This window comes from Providencia sp. R33 (assembly GCF_019343475.1).
Taxonomy (GTDB): domain Bacteria; phylum Pseudomonadota; class Gammaproteobacteria; order Enterobacterales; family Enterobacteriaceae; genus Providencia.
On record NZ_CP072453.1, the window covers coordinates 3,804,691 to 3,824,986 of the forward strand.

The 20,296-nt window shown below is 41.4% G+C and carries 15 protein-coding genes and 1 tRNA gene; 9 read left to right on the forward strand and 7 right to left on the reverse strand.

All coding sequences use genetic code 11. The features are described from left to right. Nucleotides 1-298: 298 nt before the first annotated feature. From J6836_RS17875 to pckA, 4 genes are all read left to right on the forward strand, one after another. Entirely contained in the window at nucleotides 299-2,398 is a 2,100-nt protein-coding gene (locus J6836_RS17875; RefSeq protein ID WP_219245238.1) for an IgaA/UmoB family intracellular growth attenuator, read from the forward strand. Nucleotides 2,399-2,460: 62 nt separating this feature from the next. After that, nucleotides 2,461-2,874, forward strand: a complete 414-nt coding sequence (gene hslR, locus J6836_RS17880) for a ribosome-associated heat shock protein Hsp15 (protein ID WP_219245239.1) — start codon at nucleotides 2,461-2,463, stop codon at nucleotides 2,872-2,874. A 36-nt stretch (nucleotides 2,875-2,910) separates the two neighbouring features. Then, nucleotides 2,911-3,783, forward strand: a complete 873-nt coding sequence (gene hslO / locus J6836_RS17885) for an Hsp33 family molecular chaperone HslO (RefSeq protein ID WP_219245240.1) — start codon at nucleotides 2,911-2,913, stop codon at nucleotides 3,781-3,783. 203 nt (nucleotides 3,784-3,986) lie between these two features. Next, nucleotides 3,987-5,606: a phosphoenolpyruvate carboxykinase (ATP) gene (gene pckA, locus J6836_RS17890; protein ID WP_219245241.1), complete on the forward strand. Its 1,620-nt coding sequence runs from the start codon at nucleotides 3,987-3,989 to the stop codon at nucleotides 5,604-5,606. Nucleotides 5,607-5,669: 63 nt separating this feature from the next. Here pckA and J6836_RS17895 read toward each other — a convergent pair whose 3' ends face one another. After that, a complete protein-coding gene (locus J6836_RS17895; protein WP_219245242.1) occupies nucleotides 5,670-6,368 on the reverse strand; it encodes a pirin family protein in 699 nt (232 codons plus the stop codon). 507 nt (nucleotides 6,369-6,875) lie between these two features. Beyond that, nucleotides 6,876-8,075 carry an NAD(P)/FAD-dependent oxidoreductase gene (locus J6836_RS17900; RefSeq protein WP_219245243.1) on the reverse strand — a complete coding sequence of 400 codons (1,200 nt, stop codon included), beginning with the start codon at nucleotides 8,073-8,075 and terminating at the stop codon, nucleotides 6,876-6,878. A gap of 376 nt (nucleotides 8,076-8,451) precedes the next feature. On the opposite strand from J6836_RS17900, the gene pitA reads away from it, so the two are divergent. Further along, complete coding sequence (gene pitA / locus J6836_RS17905) at nucleotides 8,452-9,942, forward strand: inorganic phosphate transporter PitA (protein ID WP_219245244.1); 1,491 nt, start codon at nucleotides 8,452-8,454, stop codon at nucleotides 9,940-9,942. 124 nt (nucleotides 9,943-10,066) lie between these two features. Here pitA and uspB read toward each other — a convergent pair whose 3' ends face one another. Next, entirely contained in the window at nucleotides 10,067-10,402 is a 336-nt protein-coding gene (gene uspB / locus J6836_RS17910; RefSeq protein WP_206085193.1) for a universal stress protein UspB, read from the reverse strand. A 445-nt stretch (nucleotides 10,403-10,847) separates the two neighbouring features. Here uspB and uspA point away from each other — a divergent pair, with 445 nt between their 5' ends. Together uspA and gdhA are read left to right on the forward strand one after the other, a co-directional pair. Next, entirely contained in the window at nucleotides 10,848-11,282 is a 435-nt protein-coding gene (gene uspA / locus J6836_RS17915) for a universal stress protein UspA (protein WP_219245245.1), read from the forward strand. Nucleotides 11,283-11,549: 267 nt separating this feature from the next. Continuing rightward, nucleotides 11,550-12,884: an NADP-specific glutamate dehydrogenase gene (gene gdhA, locus J6836_RS17920; protein ID WP_219245246.1), complete on the forward strand. Its 1,335-nt coding sequence runs from the start codon at nucleotides 11,550-11,552 to the stop codon at nucleotides 12,882-12,884. Nucleotides 12,885-12,966: 82 nt separating this feature from the next. On the opposite strand, the gene rsmJ is transcribed toward gdhA, so the two are convergent. Beyond that, complete coding sequence (rsmJ, locus tag J6836_RS17925; protein ID WP_219245247.1) at nucleotides 12,967-13,737, reverse strand: 16S rRNA (guanine(1516)-N(2))-methyltransferase RsmJ; 771 nt, start codon at nucleotides 13,735-13,737, stop codon at nucleotides 12,967-12,969. Next, nucleotides 13,730-15,772 (reverse strand): oligopeptidase A, encoded by a 2,043-nt coding sequence (prlC, locus tag J6836_RS17930; RefSeq protein ID WP_219245248.1) that lies wholly within the window; start codon nucleotides 15,770-15,772, stop codon nucleotides 13,730-13,732. The genes rsmJ and prlC overlap by 8 nt, the downstream gene beginning before the upstream one ends. 310 nt (nucleotides 15,773-16,082) lie before the next feature. Between prlC and J6836_RS17935 the strand changes: the two genes are divergently transcribed. Together J6836_RS17935 and J6836_RS17940 are read left to right on the forward strand one after the other, a co-directional pair. Continuing rightward, a tRNA-Sec gene (locus tag J6836_RS17935) sits at nucleotides 16,083-16,177 on the forward strand. Nucleotides 16,178-16,341: 164 nt separating this feature from the next. Continuing rightward, a complete protein-coding gene (locus tag J6836_RS17940) occupies nucleotides 16,342-17,547 on the forward strand; it encodes a tyrosine-type recombinase/integrase (RefSeq protein WP_109913163.1) in 1,206 nt (401 codons plus the stop codon). Between the two features lie 262 nt (nucleotides 17,548-17,809). Here the strand turns inward: J6836_RS17940 and J6836_RS17945 are convergent, their stop codons facing one another. Next, nucleotides 17,810-19,027 carry a hypothetical protein gene (locus tag J6836_RS17945; RefSeq protein ID WP_219245249.1) on the reverse strand — a complete coding sequence of 406 codons (1,218 nt, stop codon included), beginning with the start codon at nucleotides 19,025-19,027 and terminating at the stop codon, nucleotides 17,810-17,812. A 17-nt stretch (nucleotides 19,028-19,044) separates the two neighbouring features. Continuing rightward, a complete protein-coding gene (locus J6836_RS17950; RefSeq protein WP_162598877.1) occupies nucleotides 19,045-20,052 on the reverse strand; it encodes a nucleoid-associated protein in 1,008 nt (335 codons plus the stop codon). Nucleotides 20,053-20,296 lie beyond the last annotated feature (244 nt).

Consider the following 20,296-nt stretch of genomic DNA (forward strand, 5'->3'; position numbering starts at 1 on the left):
AACCTATTGCTAAAAGCATGTTTCATTTATTTATGTGGTACTTTTACTCGGTGTTGCCAGTATTTTGGCACCATTGTGTCACTATGACCTATATCAAAAAAAAATGATAGAGATGACTGAGTAGGTAAAATGCTGTTAGCCTATTCTTACATAACAATAGCACAGATAAATAAATAATTTTTTTTTTACAACATATTGTAAATTAAAACAAAAACTATAAATAGAATAGGAATCGGCTTATTTTGAGAAAGCGGTAGGATTGCTATGCTTTTCTTATTCATTTTTTGTTGGGGAAACAATGTTAAACCATGTCATTATAACGGCTATAATTGTTATTAGCCTAACTATAATGGCTTCCTTCCTGTATTTCAGGCGGGGGCGGCATTCTGGTATCTATCAGATACCTTCTGTGGCTTCACCTTCCTTTCGCAAAATGATTGATTCAGACTACCAAACAATCACTCAGTATTTAAATTATTGCACTTCAACGTCGAATATTCCGTCACAAAAACCATGGCAAATTAAGCGGAATTCGACAATTGCGACAGTTTGCCATTCTGTCACTCGTTTTAATTTGCGCCAAGAGCAAGGGAATAGCTGGCGTTATTTTATCGACACGATTGAAGTACAGCTTCCATCCCAGCTGGAGCCATATCTACAGCGGCAAAATGTGATGGAAATAGTCGAAACTGACCATCTACCATTGATTGTGTCGATGAATAGTCATTCACTGAGGGATTTTAGTAATGAATGGCGGGGTAACTTGGTATCGGCTGAAACTTTGCCTGAAGCCGCTATCCAAGAGCGTGGGCAACATAATGTCGAATTATTACGCGTTCGTCAGGAGACACAAGAGGAACACCGTCTACACAATTCTACGGGATGGTTAGGCGCTGGGTTGATTTGTTTAAGTTTTTTATTGGGTTATCTCACGTTAGTTTCTATTCGGATTTTGCAAGGGTGGGGGTTAGCGAGTGCCATACTGGTTTTTATTATCGGTGCGCTGGTTCTCTTTCGTTCAAAAATGTTTCCTCGTAAATACCAAGACATTCAATGTATTTATGGGCAGCCTAAGCGCTGGGAATTATACGGTGAATTAGATAAAAAATATTCCACGAGCGCTTCAGTTGGCGGTACAGATTTACATTACCCCTCACACTGGGAAGAATATTTAAAATACGAATCAGATAAACCGGTTAATATCGATTTTTATCCTACTGGGGAAGTCGTTCGCCATGGGCAGTACCTGTCTTTGCACGAAGAAGAGCGCTATTATCCTTATAAGCGTTACAAAAAAAATATCTTGATGCTCATCGGTGCGTTATTGGTGATTGCGCTGGTGTTTTCATACCAATCCATGAGCCTGCCAATTAAATTGGGTTTTGCTTGGTTTGGTGGAACACAAAAAATTAATGTAATAGAAGTGACGGAGCTTGTTTCTCATAAACTCAGTGTGGGGGATACTCTAACAGCTCAAGGTCAGGGGATGTGCTATCGCCCACCGAATTTAGATGACGCCAATCAGGCGCAATTCGTTCCATTTGATTGCTCAGGCATTTATTGGAATAACATCAACTTGTCGACCGAGCCGCAATCTGAGATTGCCGATCTATCGATATCTTTGCTCAACACGGTTAAAAGTCAATTACATCCTGATAAAAACGCGATTGGTGTGAACCCAAGGTTACAGCGCGATATTATGAAATCTGGGATGAATATCATCTTTGATTTTTCGTCCATTATTATGGAAACAAACCAGCTGTGTCAGGGGGATAACGCTTGTCTAAAACTCAAGAATGCGCTGACAAATCTTGGCAGCACAGATGAATGGTCGACATTAGTGAGCAAAGCGTCATCGGGGAAATTAAGTGGTGCGCATGTTTTATTACGTGCAGGAAGTGCAGAGGCCTTGGAAAACATCGTTGAAGACACCACATATGACTTTATCAGGAAAGAAATAGACAAAGAAGTGCGTAAAATTAACAGTCCCTCCCCTGGCGGCGTATTGTTTGTGAGTGATGAAAACAAGCCTCTGGTGGATTTAATGGTGGGATCATCTTTTAATTTTAATGAATTAACACCGTTGGAACGTTGGAAAGAGCTCCATCGTTTATCGAATCTGTTAAGCAATACCCCCTTTAGTGTGGAAGGGATTGTAACTAACTTATCGACGGATGCTAACGGCACACTGCATATTGTGTTACATGAAGAGCCAAACAAAGATATTGTCTCTCAGTATGTCTGTAGTACGCTTTTTGTTTTGTTTCTTATCGCTTGTGCGTTACTAAATGGTTCGCTAATTGTATTTCGTATTTTGAATAATAAGAAGCGGCTACGTAATATCACGCAGTATTACGATAAATGCTTTGAGGCTAATAACCCTTCCAATCGTCATTAGCATTACCCCGAAATGGTGGGAGCCTCATTGAGTTTGATTCAGACTGATTGTGAGGAGGCACCATGAATCAACCGCCTATAGAACCTGTTCGCCTCGATAAGTGGCTTTGGGCTGCACGTTTTTATAAAACGCGTTCCATGGCGCGTGAAATGATTGATGGGGGCAAAGTTCATTATAATGGACAAAGAGCTAAGCCTGGGAAAATCGTCGAACTCCATGCATTGGTGAAGTTGAGGCAGGGAAATGATGAGCGGACGATTGAGATCCTTGAAATCAGTAGCCAGCGCAGAGGTGCCCCCGAAGCGCAATTACTTTACCGTGAAACTGCCGAAAGTATTGAACAGCGCGAAAAAATAGCGTTAGCGCGCAAAATGAATGCGTTAACCATGCCGCATCCAGAGCGCCGGCCAGACAAAAAAGAGCGCCGAACTTTGCTAAAATTTAAACAAACGAATTCTCATGAGTCATCCGAATGATGGCCTGAGCAACAGCCCGAGCAATAGAGAGAAATTATGTCAAAACAAGACCAACTCCACCGTTTTCTGTTTGAACAGCATTCTGTCCGTGGAGAAATGATTAGTGTCGATGAGACCTACGAGCAAATTCTAGAAAATCATGACTACCCTAGCGCAGTCAAAGGCTTATTGGGCGAGCTGCTTGTTGCTACGAGTTTATTAACGGCAACGTTGAAATTTGATGGTGATATTACCGTTCAAATTCAAGGTGATGGCCCAGTGAAAATGGCAGTCATTAATGGCAACAACCTACAACAAATGCGCGGTGTTGCACGTGTTGATGGTCCTGTTGTTGCAGGCAGTACGCTTAATCAAATGATTGGCGATGGCTTTATGGTCATTACTATCACCCCTAATCAAGGTGAGCGTTACCAAGGGATTGTGGCGATTGAAGGCAATTCTATCGAAGAAAGCATCGATGCGTATTTCCGCCAATCAGAGCAGCTACCAACCCGTTTATTTATTCGTGTGGGTGAAGTTGATGGCAAAATGAGTGCGGGTGGGATGTTACTGCAAGTTTTACCTGCTGCTGATGAGAACAGTCACGATTTCTTTGATCACTTAGTGCAGCTGACGGCAACGATTAAAGGCCAAGAGCTGAGCACACTGGGCGTTAAAGAGGTTTTACACCGTCTTTATCATGAAGAAGATGTCACATTATATGACCCGCAATCTGTAGAGTTTCGTTGCACCTGTTCAAGGGAACGTTGTGAAAGCACATTAGCAACTTTACCTAAAGAGGATGTTATCGACATTTTGCACAAAGATGGAAAAATTGATATGGAATGTGAATTTTGTGGCTCACACTACGTATTTATTGAATCCGATATTGAAGGGTTAAATGATGAGCGAAATCAGCAACTTCACTGATACGATTTAGCAACCTAATTATGTGACGAGGGTGCAATTCTGCACCTTTTTTTTATAATTTTAAAGCATTATTACGTGCTCTAAGTCTCATTATGAATTAAAAAAAATTATACATTTTCAATTCTTTGATAACTATCGCTGTTAATTAGTCGTAAAGAATTATGATCATCTGCAGATTAGTTATGTTTACCAGGAGCAATATAATGAGCGCTAAAAGCATTACCCTGAAGGAACTTGAAAAGTACGGTATTCATGATGTAGCTGAAGTGGTTTATAACCCAAGTTACGAGCTATTATTCACGGAAGAAACCAAGCCAGGACTCGAAGGTTATGAACGTGGCACGGTCACCACATTAGGTGCAGTTGCGGTAGATACAGGTATTTTTACGGGTCGTTCACCAAAAGATAAATATATCGTTCGTGATGATGTCACTCGCGATACTGTCTGGTGGGCAGACCAAGGTAAAGGCAAGAACGACAACAAACCAATGTCACAAGAGGTGTGGGCTGATTTAAAACACATTGTGACAGAGCAACTGTCTGGCAAACGTTTGTTTATCATCGATGCATTCTGTGGTGCGAACGCAGATACACGTCTGAAAGTCCGTTTTATCACAGAAGTAGCATGGCAAGCGCACTTCGTTAAAAACATGTTCATCCGCCCATCTGATGAAGAGTTAGTTGGCTTTGAACCTGATTTTATCGTGATGAACGGTGCAAAATGCACTAACCCGAACTGGAAAGCACAAGGTCTGAACTCAGAAAACTTTGTGGCGTTCAACTTAACTGAGCGTATGCAGTTAATCGGTGGCTCTTGGTACGGCGGCGAAATGAAAAAAGGTATGTTCTCAATGATGAACTACCTGCTGCCATTAAAAGGCATCGCATCTATGCACTGTTCAGCTAACGTTGGCGAAAAAGGCGATGTTGCGATTTTCTTCGGTTTATCAGGCACAGGTAAAACCACGCTGTCTACCGATCCGAAACGTAAGTTAATCGGTGATGATGAGCACGGCTGGGATGATGACGGCGTATTTAACTTCGAAGGCGGTTGCTACGCAAAAACTATCAACCTGTCTAAAGAAGCTGAGCCAGACATCTACGGCGCAATCAAGCGTGATGCATTACTTGAAAACGTCATGGTATTAGCAGACGGTACCGTTGATTTCAATGATGGTTCGAAAACGGAAAATACCCGTGTTTCTTACCCGATTTACCACATTGAAAACATCGTGAAACCTGTTTCTAAAGCAGGTCATGCAACAAAAGTTATCTTCCTGACGGCAGATGCATTTGGTGTGTTACCACCGGTTTCTCGTTTGACCCCTGAACAAACTCAGTATCACTTCCTGTCTGGTTTCACCGCGAAATTAGCGGGTACAGAGCGTGGCGTGACTGAGCCAACGCCTACGTTCTCAGCATGTTTCGGCGCAGCATTCTTATCACTGCACCCAACACAATATGCAGAAGTATTAGTTAAGCGTATGGAAGCTGCAGGAGCGAAAGCGTACTTAGTGAACACAGGTTGGAACGGAACAGGTAAACGTATCTCCATTAAAGATACCCGCGCCATCATTGATGCAATCTTAAGTGGCGACATCGAAAAAGCCGATACCATTAAGCTGCCAGTCTTCGATTTAGAAGTCCCTACAGCATTACCTGGCGTGGATACTAATATCCTCGACCCACGTAATACTTATGCAGATAAAGCGCAGTGGGATGAGAAGGCGAAGGATTTAGCGAACCGTTTCGTGAATAACTTCGATAAATACACAGACACGCCAGCAGGTGCTGCTTTAGTGAAAGCAGGCCCAAAACTGTAATTTGCTAATGTGTTTTGTGTTATAGAGAAAGGCGCTACATTGTAGCGCCTTTTTTGTGGGTGATTATTCCGCAGAAGGCAGGTCGAATAACAGAATTTCGCTGTCTTCATCCGCCTTGATGGTTAAGCTAGTTTCTTCCCAAATCGCTAAACCATCACTGGTAGAGGCTTTTTGGCCGTTAATTTCAACAGTACCTTTGACGACTTGGATCCACACCACGCGTTTTTCGGCGATCTCATGGGTGTGTACGTCGTTTACAGGCAATGCCCAGCGCCATAATTCCATGTCTTGATACACTTTCAGTGAACCGTCACGGGCATCTGGTGACAGAACTAATTGTTTGCCATCGAGTGAATCAAAGCGTTTTTGTTCATAACGTGGCTCAATGCCTGTTTTTTCAGGAATGATCCAGATTTGGTACAGATGCAGCTCTTTATCACTGTTCGGGTTGTACTCTGAGTGGCGAATACCCGTACCTGCACTCATAATTTGGAACTCACCCGCAGGAATTTGCTCCATATTGCCCATGCTGTCTTTGTGCTCGACGGCACCATTCAGCACATAGGTCAAAATCTCCATGTCTTTATGGGGGTGAGTACCAAAGCCTTGGCCTGCTGCAATAAAGTCTTCGTTAATCACTCTCAGTGCCGAAAAACCCATAAATTTTTCATCATAGTAGCTGGAGAATGAAAAAGTGTGCCAACTGTCGAGCCAACCATGGTTAGCATGACCACGTTCATTTGCTTTGCGTAAATAGATCATCGTGTTATCTCCTAGTTGGATACCCAACCGTGGTTGGACTTCTCTCTAAATCAATTGTAGACAGTTTAACCGTTTTGCTAAGAGAGAAAAGTAGCTGCCATTAACCATAGGATCCAAAAAATTTGAACAAGTAGGTTTGAGATAAGTGAAGAAAATGAATAGAAAATGATGCTGTGGAAGTTTTAGCCAATTAACCCATTGAGGCAGATAAAAAAATAGCCAGCGCAAGGCTGGCTAAAGTAAACACTGGAAGCAATGTGAGCAATGTCGTACTCCCTACAATAGGTGACTAAGTAACCGTACCGAGGAAGTGATGGTAATGATAATAGTTATCACTATCGTTTGTAAAGCATTATTTTTAACCAAAATAATATATCTTATAATTAAAACTGCAATTATATGATTTCTATGAAATTAAATATTAACCATTATTTTTCAATGGATTAAGAAATATTTGGTTAAACGGATGCAAACAAAAAGGCATTGCTAATATTGGTTAGCCTTAAATTAACTATGGTTAATGGGCAGGCTTTCTGCACATGCTGCCGCTGAACTCCATGCCCATTGGAAGTTATAGCCACCTAGCCAGCCGGTGACATCGACAACTTCACCAATAAAGTATAAACCTTCAGTTTTCAGTGAACCCATTGTTTTTGATGATATTTCATGGGTGTCAACACCCCCTAAAGTCACCTCTGCGGTGCGGTAGCCTTCCGTCCCGTTGGGTTGAACTTGCCAAGCATGTAGCGTGTTATGTAGCGCTTCAACTTGTGGGTGGTTCAATTGCTTTAGGGCGCACTCAGGGATTTGCCCTTGCGCTTGCATGATTTCAATTAACCGCTTAGGTAATAATTTTGCGAGGGTGTTTTTTAAAGATTGATTTGGGTGATCTTGTTTTTCTACCGCTAAAAAATCGCTGAGCGAAAGGGTCGGAAGTAAGTTAATACTTACATACTCTCCTGGGTTCCAATAGCTAGAAATCTGCAAGATAGCAGGGCCAGAGAGGCCGCGATGGGTAAAGAGGATGTTTTCTTTAAATAGTGTTCCGTCAGCGGCTGTCACAGTTGCCGCGACAGAGATCCCTGATAACACTTGTAGCGCTTCTAAAAGCGGCTTATGTAGTGTAAATGGGACAAGGCCAGCACGGGTTGGAATAATCGAGTGGCCAAATTGCTCTGCTAAGCGGTAACCAAAGGGTGTGGCGCCAAGACCCGGCATCGATAAGCCACCCGTTGCGACAACAAGTGAGCGAGCACTTACTTGGCTTCCATTCACCGTGACAAGAAATCCCTCTGGTGTTTTCTCGACATCAGTGACTTCACTGCGAAGCTTGATCGAAATGTTCGGCAAATTACACTCATTTTGCAGCATATCGACAATATCTTGCGCACTGTTGTCGCAAAAAAGCTGCCCTAAGGTTTTCTCATGGTATGGAATATTATATTTGGCGACTAAGCCGATAAAATCCCATTGTGTATAGCGAGCAAGTGCTGACTTACAAAAATGGGGATTTGTGGAAATATAGTTGCTGTGCTCAGCGTACATATTCGTGAAATTGCAGCGCCCACCTCCGGACATCAATATTTTTCTGCCTAATTTTTTGCCGTTATCAAGAACGAGGGTGTTCAGTCCGCGTTTACCTGCGAGTGAAGCACAAAATAGGCCTGCGGCACCTGCACCTAAAATAATAACGTCGATATTTTTCACGATTAGTTTCTCTATAGCTATTTGATTTTCAGCATAATTACATTATGAATGTGGTTATTTTACGTCATCTTGAGGTAGTTGTAATGTAAAGCTTCGAGCGAGATCAGATGAAAAGTGTGTAAGACGTATTATAATTAGAAAAATTCGCTCAAAAAGAGCAAATAACTTTTATTTTCGGGAAATATCGTTAAAAAAGTTTCAAAAATTCAGAATAACTTTATTTTGATTAATGCATTGAAATATATGGAGTAATTGCTATGAGGTACTTTTTTGATGGGTAGTTAAATCAAAAAAAGGTTAGATTTTGCTTCCACCGCCAGCGTTTGTCACTGATAATGCGCCGCGTTCATGTCCAACATATAATGGCTTAACGTCTATGCTACATCTTTTTACAGGTTTAGAATTTCATACAGGTCTATTATTAGTTCTAGCACTGTTATTTGTGCTGGTCTATGAGGCTATAAATGGCTTCCATGACACCGCTAACGCGGTAGCAACGGTTATTTATACCAGAGCAATGCGGGCACAGTTCGCAGTTGTCATGGCAGGGGTTTTTAACTTTTTTGGTGTCTTGCTGGGAGGGTTGAGCGTTGCCTACGCGATTGTCCACCTCTTACCAACAGACCTCTTGCTTAATGTGAGTTCTGCTCACGGCCTTGCAATGGTCTTCTCATTGCTGCTGGCTGCAATTATTTGGAACCTTGGAACGTGGTACTTAGGTATCCCAGCGTCCAGTTCCCATACACTGATTGGTGCCATTATCGGGGTGGGTTTAACCAACGCGATAGTGACAGATTCATCAGTGGTTGACGCCTTGAATATACCGAAGATGATCAGTATTTTCATGTCGTTAATTCTTTCTCCAGCGATCGGTTTCGTGATTGCCGGTTTGATGATTTTCTTTTTACGCCGTTATTGGAGCGGAACAAAGAAACGTCGCCGTATTCACTTAACACCTGCAGAACGTGAGAAAAAAGATGGTAAGCGTAAGCCGCCATTCTGGACCCGTACCGCGCTGATTTTATCTGCGGTTGGTGTTAGTTTCTCGCACGGTGCGAACGATGGCCAGAAAGGTATCGGTCTTATCATGCTTGTGCTGATTGGTGTTGCGCCAGCAGGTTTCGTCATGAATATGAACTCGAACGGTTATGATATCGCGAGAACCCATGACGCTGTAGTCCACCTGCAACAATACTATGAAACACATAAACCTGCGTTAAACCACGCGATAGAAAATGCCCCTGCGGTTGCTGAAAGTAGCACTGAGCCAGGTGGGGAATTCCATTGCGATAGTTCACGTACAGGTGCAATTTTAAATCAAGCTCAGACGATGCTAAACGGCATTCAGAGCTACGAAGAGCTAACGCCTGACCAACGTAACCATGCGCGCCGTTTATTGATGTGTATCTCTGATACAGCGAATGCGGTAGCGAAATTACCTGAAACCAATGCGAAAGATGCAAGCTTACTGAAAAAACTCAGTAATGACCTGCTGTATACCGTTGAGTATGCACCTCTGTGGATCATCATTGCGGTTGCTTTAGCCCTATCTTTAGGCACCATGTTCGGTTGGCAGCGTGTTGCGGTCACAATCGGTGAGAAGATTGGTAAAAAAGGCATGACCTACGCACAAGGTGTTTCTGCGCAGGTAACAGCGGCAGTGTCGATTGGTGTAGCGAGTTATACTGGGATGCCAGTTTCAACAACCCAAGTATTATCTTCAGCAGTTGCTGGGACCATGGTTGTTGATGGCGGCGGTGTACAGACTAAAACAATCAAAAGTATTGCATTAGCGTGGTTACTGACTTTACCAGTGTCGATTGTCTTATCTGGTGGGTTGTACTGGCTATCTCTGCTGTTTATCTAACAGCACTTCACTTGGCTTCACTATATTGTGAAGCCGTCGAAAGTGACATGAACACAGCGATATAAAATACTCGAATAGTGATGATCGTAGGGTCATCACTATTTTTTTGCCTCATGAAAGTCTGCTAGCCTGTCATTAACAAATAAACTAAGCTGACGACAACAAGAATACTGAGCCGGCTTATTGTCATAAACTGCTTACGAATTCGCTCACAACGGGCAATGACTTCAGGGTCATAATGCTCAAGATACTGTTTGCTATTGATGTATCGGACAAGCCGAAGTTGTTTGTTCAGTTGACCATGGGTGGTGAAAAAACCATTCCCATCAACGGATTGGTAGAGTAGCGGATCAGAATCCCGCAAAATAGACAATAAAACGCGAATAGATGAAAAATAACGCATCATATTTAAGATGCATAAAATGCAGAGTGCCCAAAATAAAGCAATCATACTGAACATAATCCCCTCCTTAGAAACCCAGCTCACAGCACTTGTCAAAAAGGAAATACAGCAAGATATTTTATTTATACTCAGTCATTTCATTGTAGGATAAATAACCGCTTAAAAAAAGTGCAACCCCCACAAATTTTTGATTACTTTTTGTTTCTATTGAAAAAATACTTTATTGCTACTTATCATTGGATATCACACTTTGGCGTGAAATTATGTTGTTTTTTGTTTGTGAAAGTGTAGCCATAACTCGAATTGTTTAGGTGAATATATTAATATTGAATGAATGATGTTATTGTTTTATAAAATGTTATAGACGCTTATGATTTTAAGGTTAATCTGCTTAGATGTGATCAAAGCAACACTTAATTATCACAATTAGCAGGTATAGTATTATTAAGATGTGGTGAAGGCATAACCACTGGATTAATCAGCATTCGGAAGGAGTTTACTTATGGCTTACAAACATATTCTTGTTGCGGTAGATTTATCACCTGAAAGTAAAGTATTACTGGATAAGGCTGTCTCTATGGCAAAACCTTACGGTGCCAAAGTCTCCATGATCCATGTTGATGTTAACTATTCAGACCTGTACACCGGCCTTATCGATGTCAATTTAGGTGACATGCAGCAGCGTATCACTGATGAAACGCGTAATGCACTGAAAGACTTAGCCGCAGGTGCAGGTTATGAAATGCAAGAAACCTTAAGTGGTAGCGGCGATCTCGGCCAAGTACTGGTTGATGCGATTAAAAAATATGACATGGACTTAGTGGTCTGTGGTCACCACCAAGATTTCTGGAGCAAGCTGATGTCATCTGCACGTCAGCTAATCAATACAGTTCATGTGGATATGTTGATTGTTCCGTTAAATGACGACGAAGAATAATCTACTCTCCTCAATTTGAAATATTATTCACTGAAAACGCTTGCTTATGCAGGCGTTTTTTTTGTGTCAAAATATGTCATTTAGGGTAGATATTGGCAGGTCAAGCAATTTTTTTTGCATTATAGTGAAAAAAAACCTTGAATTTAGAATACAAACTAATGATATATTCAATAGGCAAAACACAAATCAACCTCACATTTCCTAAAAATAATGACAAGAAAGAGTGAGGCACATCACAACAACCACACGTTAAAAAGGAAGACATAGATGACACAATCACTATCTTCATTCTTGGAGTCTGTCCAAAAAAGAGACCCTTCACAACCGGAATTCCTACAAGCGGTACGTGAAGTATTCACTTCCCTTTGGCCATTCCTTGAGCAAAATGCAAAATACCGTGACCAAGCCCTGCTTGAGCGCTTTGTTGAACCCGAAAGAGTGATCCAATTCCGTGTGTGTTGGATGGACGACCAAGGCAAAGTCCAAGTCAACCGCGCATGGCGTGTGCAATTTAGCTCAGCCATCGGTCCATTCAAAGGCGGTATGCGCTTCCACCCATCAGTTAACTTATCCATTCTGAAATTCTTAGGCTTCGAACAAACACTGAAAAACGCACTGACAACCTTACCTATGGGTGGCGGTAAAGGCGGTTCAGACTTCGATCCGAAAGGGAAAAGTACGGGTGAAGTAATGCGTTTCTGCCAAGCATTGATGACAGAACTGTATCGCCACATTGGTTCAAACACTGACGTACCTGCGGGTGACATTGGTGTAGGTGCTCGTGAAGTTGGCTTTATGACAGGTATGATGAAAAAGCTGTCTAACGACACTTCTTGCGTATTTACGGGTAAAGGCCTGTCTTTTGGCGGTAGCTTAATTCGCCCTGAAGCAACGGGTTACGGCTTAGTGTACTTCACTAACGCAATGTTACAGCGCCATGGTTTAAGTTTCGATGGTATGCGTGTTGCGGTTTCAGGTTCGGGTAACGTAGCACAGTACACCATTGAAAAATGTATGGAACTGGGCGCGAAAGTAGTTACTGCATCTGACTCTAGCGGTACTGTGGTTGACGAAGCAGGCTTTACTGCGGAAAAACTTGCACGTTTAGAAGAGATTAAAAACAACTACGGCCGTGTTGAAGAATACGCGAAAGAGTTTGGTTTAACTTACTTAGCGGGTCAGCAACCATGGAATGTTCCTGTTGATATCGCACTGCCATGTGCAACACAAAATGAGCTGGATGTTGAAGCGGCGAAAGTGTTAATCAAAAATGGCGTTAAAGCGGTCGCAGAAGGCGCAAACATGCCAACGACAATCCCTGCAACAGAGCTGTTCCTTGAAGCGGGCGTGTTGTTTGCACCAGGTAAAGCAGCTAACGCAGGCGGTGTGGCGACTTCTGGCTTGGAAATGGCGCAGAACGCGGCTCGTCTTGGCTGGAAAGCTGAGAAAGTTGATGCGCGCTTACACCACATCATGTTGGATATTCACCACCACTGTGTTGAGTTTGGCGGTGAAGGAAAACAAATCAACTATGTTCAAGGCGCGAACATCGCGGGCTTTGTAAAAGTCGCTGATGCAATGCTTGGGCAGGGTGTGTTGTAATCCTCTGACAAAAAAACGTACGCGAAAGGGCGGCTGTAACATACTGATAATTCACCTGTACATACGCCCTTCGCCGTTACGTTTAATCGTTATTTTTAATGCACGGATAGATATCGAATCGATGGCTTTTTGTTGTGACCGCTGACGGTGCTTTTTGTCCCGCAAGGGGTTCTGCGTAGTCAGGGCGTTTGACCACCACTCGGCGTTTTGCCAAGGCAATCGCAGGCGCTAATAACGCATCTGCATCATCATCTGCTCCCACCAATGACTGAAACACCCGCATCTCTTTCTTCACTAATGCACTCTTTTGCCGATGTGGGTACATCGGGTCGAGGTAGATAACGTCTGGTGCAGGGGTTATGTCACTCAGAGCAGTAATGCTTGAGGCATGGATCAAAGACATACGTTCTTGCAGCCATGGGCCGATTTCGGCGTCTTGATAGCCACGCTGTAATCCATCATCCAGCAATGCAGCAACCACCGGATGGCGTTCTAACATCCGAACACGACATCCCAGTGCGGCAAGCACAAAAGCATCGCGGCCTAACCCTGCGGTGGCATCAATCACATCGGGCAAATACTCTTTTTTGATCCCTACCGCTTTTGCTACCGCTTCACCACGCCCACCACCAAACTTACGGCGATGCGCCATCGCACCCGAAACAAAATCGACAAAGATCCCACCGAGTTTGGGCTCATCAAGTTTACGTAGCTGTAAATTTTCAGGGGTAAGCACCAGCGCCATTGTGGCATCTGGTGTATGGGTAAGCTGCCATTTTTCAGAAAGTTGAGAAAGGGTGCTTTGATCAGCACCCTCTTCACAGATCAACTGGATCTTAATGTGATTAGCCATGAATACCGTAGCTCTTCAACATCGCATCAAGTTCTGGTTTACGGCCGCGGAAACGTTCAAACAACGCCATTGGCTCTTCAGAACCGCCACGACTTAAAATATTGTCGAGGAATGATTGGCCTGTTTGGCGGTTAAAAATACCTTCTTCGCTAAAGCGCGAGTAAGCATCTGCCGCAAGTACATCAGCCCATAAATAGCTGTAGTAACCCGCTGCGTAGCCGCCTGCAAAAATATGGCTAAAGGCATGCGGGAAGCGAGCCCATTTTGGTGATGGCACGACTGCAACTTTTTCTTTAATCGCATATAACGTTGGCATGACTTGCGCACCTTTTGCAGGGTCATACTCTGCGTGTAAGGTGAAATCAAACAGACCAAACTCTAATTGGCGTAGGACAAACATCGCAGATTGGTAATTTTTCGCCGCTAACATGCTGCTTAACATTTCTGCGGGTAATGGCTCGCCCGTTTCATAATGACCAGAAATAAATTCCAGTGCCTCAGGCTCCCAGCACCAGTTTTCCATAAACTGGCTTGGTAATTCGACTGCATCCCATGGTACACCGTTGATACCCGCGACATCAGCCACATCGATTTGCGTCAGCATATGGTGCAAGCCGTGACCAAACTCATGGAATAGGGTGATGACTTCATCATGAGTGAAGAGGGCGGGTTTATCGCCTAGTGGCTGGTTAAAGTTACATGTCAGGTAAGCCACTGGGTTTTGCAGTGAACCATCCTTGTAAACCATGCGGCCAACACAATCATCCATCCAAGCTCCGCCACGCTTATGTTCACGCGCATAGAGGTCAAGGTAGAAGCTACCACGTAGGGTATTTGTTTCGTCGTACAGCTCAAAGAAACGCACGTCTTTATGCCATGTTTCGACGTCATTGCGTTCTTTGGCGGTTAAACCATAGATACGATGAACCACTTCGAACAAACCATTCAAAACGCGCTGCTCTGGGAAATAAGGGCGTAATTGCTCATCACTTAATGAGAATTTATGCTGTTTTTGTTTCTCGCTGTAATACGCTAAATCCCACGATTCTAAAGATTCAACGCCATAATGTTCTTTGGCGAACGCCGTGAGTTCAGCCAGCTCATCTTTACCTTGCTGGTGGGCGCGATCTGCTAAGTCATTGAGGAAGCCTAAAACTTGCTCTGGTGATTCTGCCATTTTTGTTGCCAAAGATTTATCTGCGTAGTTCTTGAAACCAAGCAGCTGGGCAAGCTCGTGGCGCAACGCCATTAGCTCATCGATAAGCTCGCTATTATCCCATTTACCCGCATTTGGCCCTTGGTCAGAGGCGCGAGTGCTGTATGCATGGCTCATTTCACGGCGCAGCTCTGCGTTATCTGCATAGGTCATGACAGGCAGGTAGCTTGGCATATCGAGGGTTAAAAGGTAGCCTTCTTCGCCTTTAGCTTCCGCCATCGCTTTTGCAGCGGCTACCGCGCTTTCTGGCATACCCGCTAATTCTTTTTCATCTTTAATCAGCTTCGTCCACCCCATGGTGGCATCAAGCACATTATTGCCAAATTTAGAGGCTATCTCCGACAAACGTGCAACAATTTCACCATAACGTTGCTGTTTCTCAACAGGTAAACCAATGCCGGATAATTCGAAATCACGTAAGGTATTTTCGATAGATTTACGTTGTGACTGGCTGAGAGAATTAAATTCAGCGCTTTCTTTTAACGATTTATACGCTTGGTATAAAGGTTCGTGCTGGCCCATCCACGTACTGAATTCAGACAGCAGCGGTAAACATTGCTCGTAGGCTTCGCGTAGCTCAGGGCTATTTTTCACGGAATGCAGATGGCTCACAGGTGACCAAACACGAGACAGCTTATCACTGGCTTCTTCTAACGGCTGGCACAGGTTATCCCATGTATAGTGTTCGGTTGCATTCAGAAGGTTTTCAACCGTTTGGCGGTATTCGGTAAGTACGTGTTCAACTGCAGGAAAAACGTGTGCAGGTTCAATGCTAGAAAAACGGGGTAATACAGAATCGGCTAATAATGAATTTGTCATAAAAACATCCTGTGATTGCAGGCTTGCGCTCGTAGGCCAAGGCTTACTGTGTTGACAATAGAAGTTAAACGGCGAACTTATACCCAAAACGATTCATGTTATAGGGTGATAAAACCAGCACGCCATTATGAATATAAGAAAGTATATGGGGGCGGATATGAAAACCTCAATATCAAGATAACGATTTTTATTATCAGTGCTTATCAATAAATGGGGTTTTTGTTGGTTTTTATCAATAAAGGGGATGGTTGTAGTTTCAATGCTTTGGAAAATAATGAATTCAGTCTATAATCACTTTCCAATCTATAGAGGAAGATCGTCGTCTCCGGTGAGGCGGCTGGATTTCAAATCCAGTTGGGGCTGCCAGCAGTCCCGGGCAGGTTCGACTCCTGTGATCTTCCGCCACTCAAGTTCAATACACCTCCACAAAGCTCAAGTAATCCCTTATAATACCTGCTATTGATACACTTTCCAGTCTCCTGATGTCAACCAAGGTCAACCTACATCAATAGGTTTTTGGGGGCATATCAGGGGGCACTGAAAATCAACCCCAAAATGAGGTGCCCCCAATGACATTAACTGCCCGTCAGGTAGAGACTGCAAAGCCTAAAGAGAAGTCATATAAACTCTTTGATGGTGGTGGTTTATACCTTGAAGTTACAGCAAAAGGCTCACGCTACTGGAGAATGAAGTATCGCTTTGGTGGTAAAGAAAAGCGATTAGCTTTTGGTGTTTTTCCTACTGTGACACTTGCTGAAGCTCGTGAAATGAGAAACCAAGCAAAAAAGGTACTCGCTGCTGGTGGAGATCCGGGAGAAGTCAAAAAAGAAGAGAAGGCGATTCAAAAGCTCAGTACAGGAAATACTTTTGAAGCCATTGCTCGTGAATGGCATAAATCGAAAGCTGATCGCTGGTCACTGCGTTATCGCGACGAAATCATTGATACCTTTGAAAAGGATATCTTTCCTTATATCGGTAAACGCCCAATAGCAGAAATCAAGCCGTTAGAGCTACTGGAAACGCTGCGTAAGATGGAGAAACGCGGAGCCTTAGAGAAGATGCGCAAAGTCCGCCAGCGCTGCGGTGAAGTTTACAGATATGCAATCATCACTGGTAGAGCGGAATACAATCCCGCTCCTGATCTGGCAACAGCACTGACCCCGCCGAAGAAACAACACTTCCCGTTCTTAACCGCCGAAGAGTTGCCGTATTTTCTGAGGGATCTAGCTGGTTATACAGGCAGCGTGATCACCAAAACAGCGACTAAAATTATTTTGCTAACAGCGGTTAGAACACAGGAGCTACGTTTTGCTCGTTGGCAGGATATTGATTTAGAAAAAGGAATTTGGGAGATACCTGCTGAAGTGATGAAGATGAAGCGACCGCATGTTGTACCGCTATCAAAACAAGTGATCGAGTTATTTAATTCACTCAAGCCACTATCAGGGCATTATGAGCTTGTATTTATAGGTCGGAACGACCATAGAAAGCCGATCAGCAAAGAAAGTGTGAATCAGGTTATTGAGTTGTTGGGGTATAAAGGAAGGCTAACAGGACATGGCTTCCGCCACACGATGAGCACAATTTTGCATGAGAAAGGATTTAATTCAGCATGGATTGAGACACAGCTCGCACATATCGATAAGAATGCGATTCGTGGAACGTATAATCATGCTCAGTATATGGATGGACGCAGAGAAATGATGCAGTGGTATGCTGATTACATGGATGAGTTGGAGGGGTGTTTGGATAATGTGGTTAGTGTGAGTTTTTAGTGATAATTAGCCATCTTTATGGTTAGAGGTAAAGATGGCTATTTGGTGAAGTGATTGTGGCTAATTATTACGGTTCATTTTTTATCACTGGATTAATAAGACTTCTGGTGCGCCATCTATTGCCATTGACTAAGGCTTCAAATGTAGAGCTCCCTGATAATGTTAAATCGTTAGCAGAGTTAGATAAATATTGTCAGTATTATGTTATAATAATCTGCTGTATTGTATCGGTTCATCTGTTTTTAAATAAAAGAATAGAGGTTTATAAATAACTGAATATAAATGAACAAATATTAATTATTAGGTTTGTGATACTAATAGACAAAATGAAACGTAGTAGTTTTTTGATTAAATCACATTGGTCACTGAATAACTGGAATTTTTCATCTTCTTCTTTCATTTGAATTTTATTTAATTCTGTTTTTAGCCTATTATGTAAACCAAAAAACTCATTTTTCGTTATTTTAATAAAGTTAATTTGAAATTTTACAGTGTAGTATGTTGTGAATAAAACAAACAAAGCAACAAGGAATGAGCCACTGTTAATTAATATTTGGTTGAGGCTGTCATTTCCAGTGCTTTTAATAGAACTAAAAGTTAAAACTGTTGATGCGGGGATCGCAAGTGCTCGTGTTAATGACTCATTTAATACAGAGTTTACCTTTGATAAGTAATCTCTGTATTTTTCTTCATATTCTTTTCTAATTTTATCAAAACTAAATCCTACAGCAAAAGTATGATAGTTATCCTCAAATTTTTCCACAAAGGTTGGGAATTTTTCTATTATTGTCTTAAGTCTATTTTTTATTTCTTTATTTGATGTGAAATAATAAATTGTATTTGATAGTATTTTTCTTTTTTCTTCACTGTGTTCTTTGGTACTCATTAGCTTAATGAATTTTGTATATCCATCTAAATCATAATTTAAATCTGATATTTCATAATTAAGTGTAATTAAAGATTTTTTTAATCCTAAAAAAGTACATGAATTTGCATCCGAGTCATCTGCGGACCTAGCTAAGATTTCCCATATCTTTCCTATCTGTATGTAGTGAAATATTCTTGGATTGCTTTGTTCGTTAGGGTAAATGACCAATTTGTCATTCTCAATAGAAAGTAATAAAAAATATTCTGGGGCTATAGGGGATAAAGAAATGGCTTCATCTATATCTTTATAAACTGATATTCCTTTCGCTCTCAAATTCTGCAAGTCAATAACAATAATTACATTGAAATTTTTTTCAAAATACTTTTCGTTAAATTTTGATATATCAACGAGTTCTAAATTTAAATCATTTCTTCCTTCAATTTGAAGAACGGAGCTGAAGAGGTTCTCTTCTTTTTGTTGATAAAGGAAGTTATAGTTTTCTTTATTTAATAAAATATGACCATGAGCAATGTTTTCATCAATATGAATATCATTTAGTTTTTCAAGGAGATTCTTTATTTGATGGAGTTTTTTTAATGAATCATTACTCATATATATCCCGTCTAACTTTAGTTATCTTTTTTTTCTAGTTCAACTTTCAACTCAATAGGGATCTCTGTGAAAAGCAATCCTTTTTCGGTATAAAACACTTTAGAATTCAATAAGTCTGAATCAAAGCTTATACTCATTTTTTTGGTTTTACCCTTGTATCTTATTAGCCCTCGTAGCTCTGATTTATCAATGCTGACTTCTGAACTTAAATTATAAGGCTCATTTTGAACTATTGTGAGTAAATAATCATCATGTTCAGGGAATAGATATTTTCCCAGATGTTCAATGTTTATTTTTCCTTCACTATCAATATGTTCTCTGCAATATGAGTTTGCATCTGCTAGTTTTTCATTAATTAGGTCAATATTATTATCAAATAACTGAGTACAGCATTGCCTAATAGCTTTAACTAAGGTTGAAGTTTCAACTTTAGCTGCTGTGAATTCTTTGCAGCCAATAAACTTAGCGAAATAATCCCTCATTTCAGTATTTCTTCCAACTCGAAATGAGATATATCTTTGAGCTAACCCCTCATTCCAAGCTGTTAAATTTATTCTGGCTCCAAGATGGAGTTTATCTAAATCTAAACGTTCTATATATTTGAAAGATAGGTTATCTAAAATCATTCCTTTAGTTTCTTGTAGCGTGACGATAGATAGAAACTGGCAACCATTACTCTCATAGTGAAAAAAAACAATGTAACCGGGTTTAGCTGCTTTTGCTGCCCCTTGATTTAATTCATCTAGTAACAAGTATGACATTTCAATTGTCATTTTTAGAAAATCAGTAAATATATTAATAGGTTGATGGTTACGTTGTAGAGTTTGTTCAAACTTAGTTATTCCACCTTCGCTATCAAAAAAACCAGATTTTAATCCTGTTTTATTGAAAAGATTTAATAATGTTGAAACTACTTCTTCAGTCATCTCATCCAGATCATTTTCAGTAGATCTAGGGTTTAAGGCCGCATGCTTACTGGAATCTCGGGTAAATTGATGAACAATAAATTTTTTTAGTTTTGCCATTTTTCTATCCATATTAAAAATATATAGCATTTGCCTAAATCGAATATCGGCTCTTGCTCACTTCCATAATTCTTATTAATTATTAAATAGTATAAGAAAATTTATTTATTATATCTATGGTAAGAATATGCGGAAGTTAACAATATGATAATATTATTTATTTTAAATATTCTATATTAGAATTGAACATATTCGATTTGACGCATGTGTTTTTTAGGTATAATTTAAAGAAAAGACTGAAGAG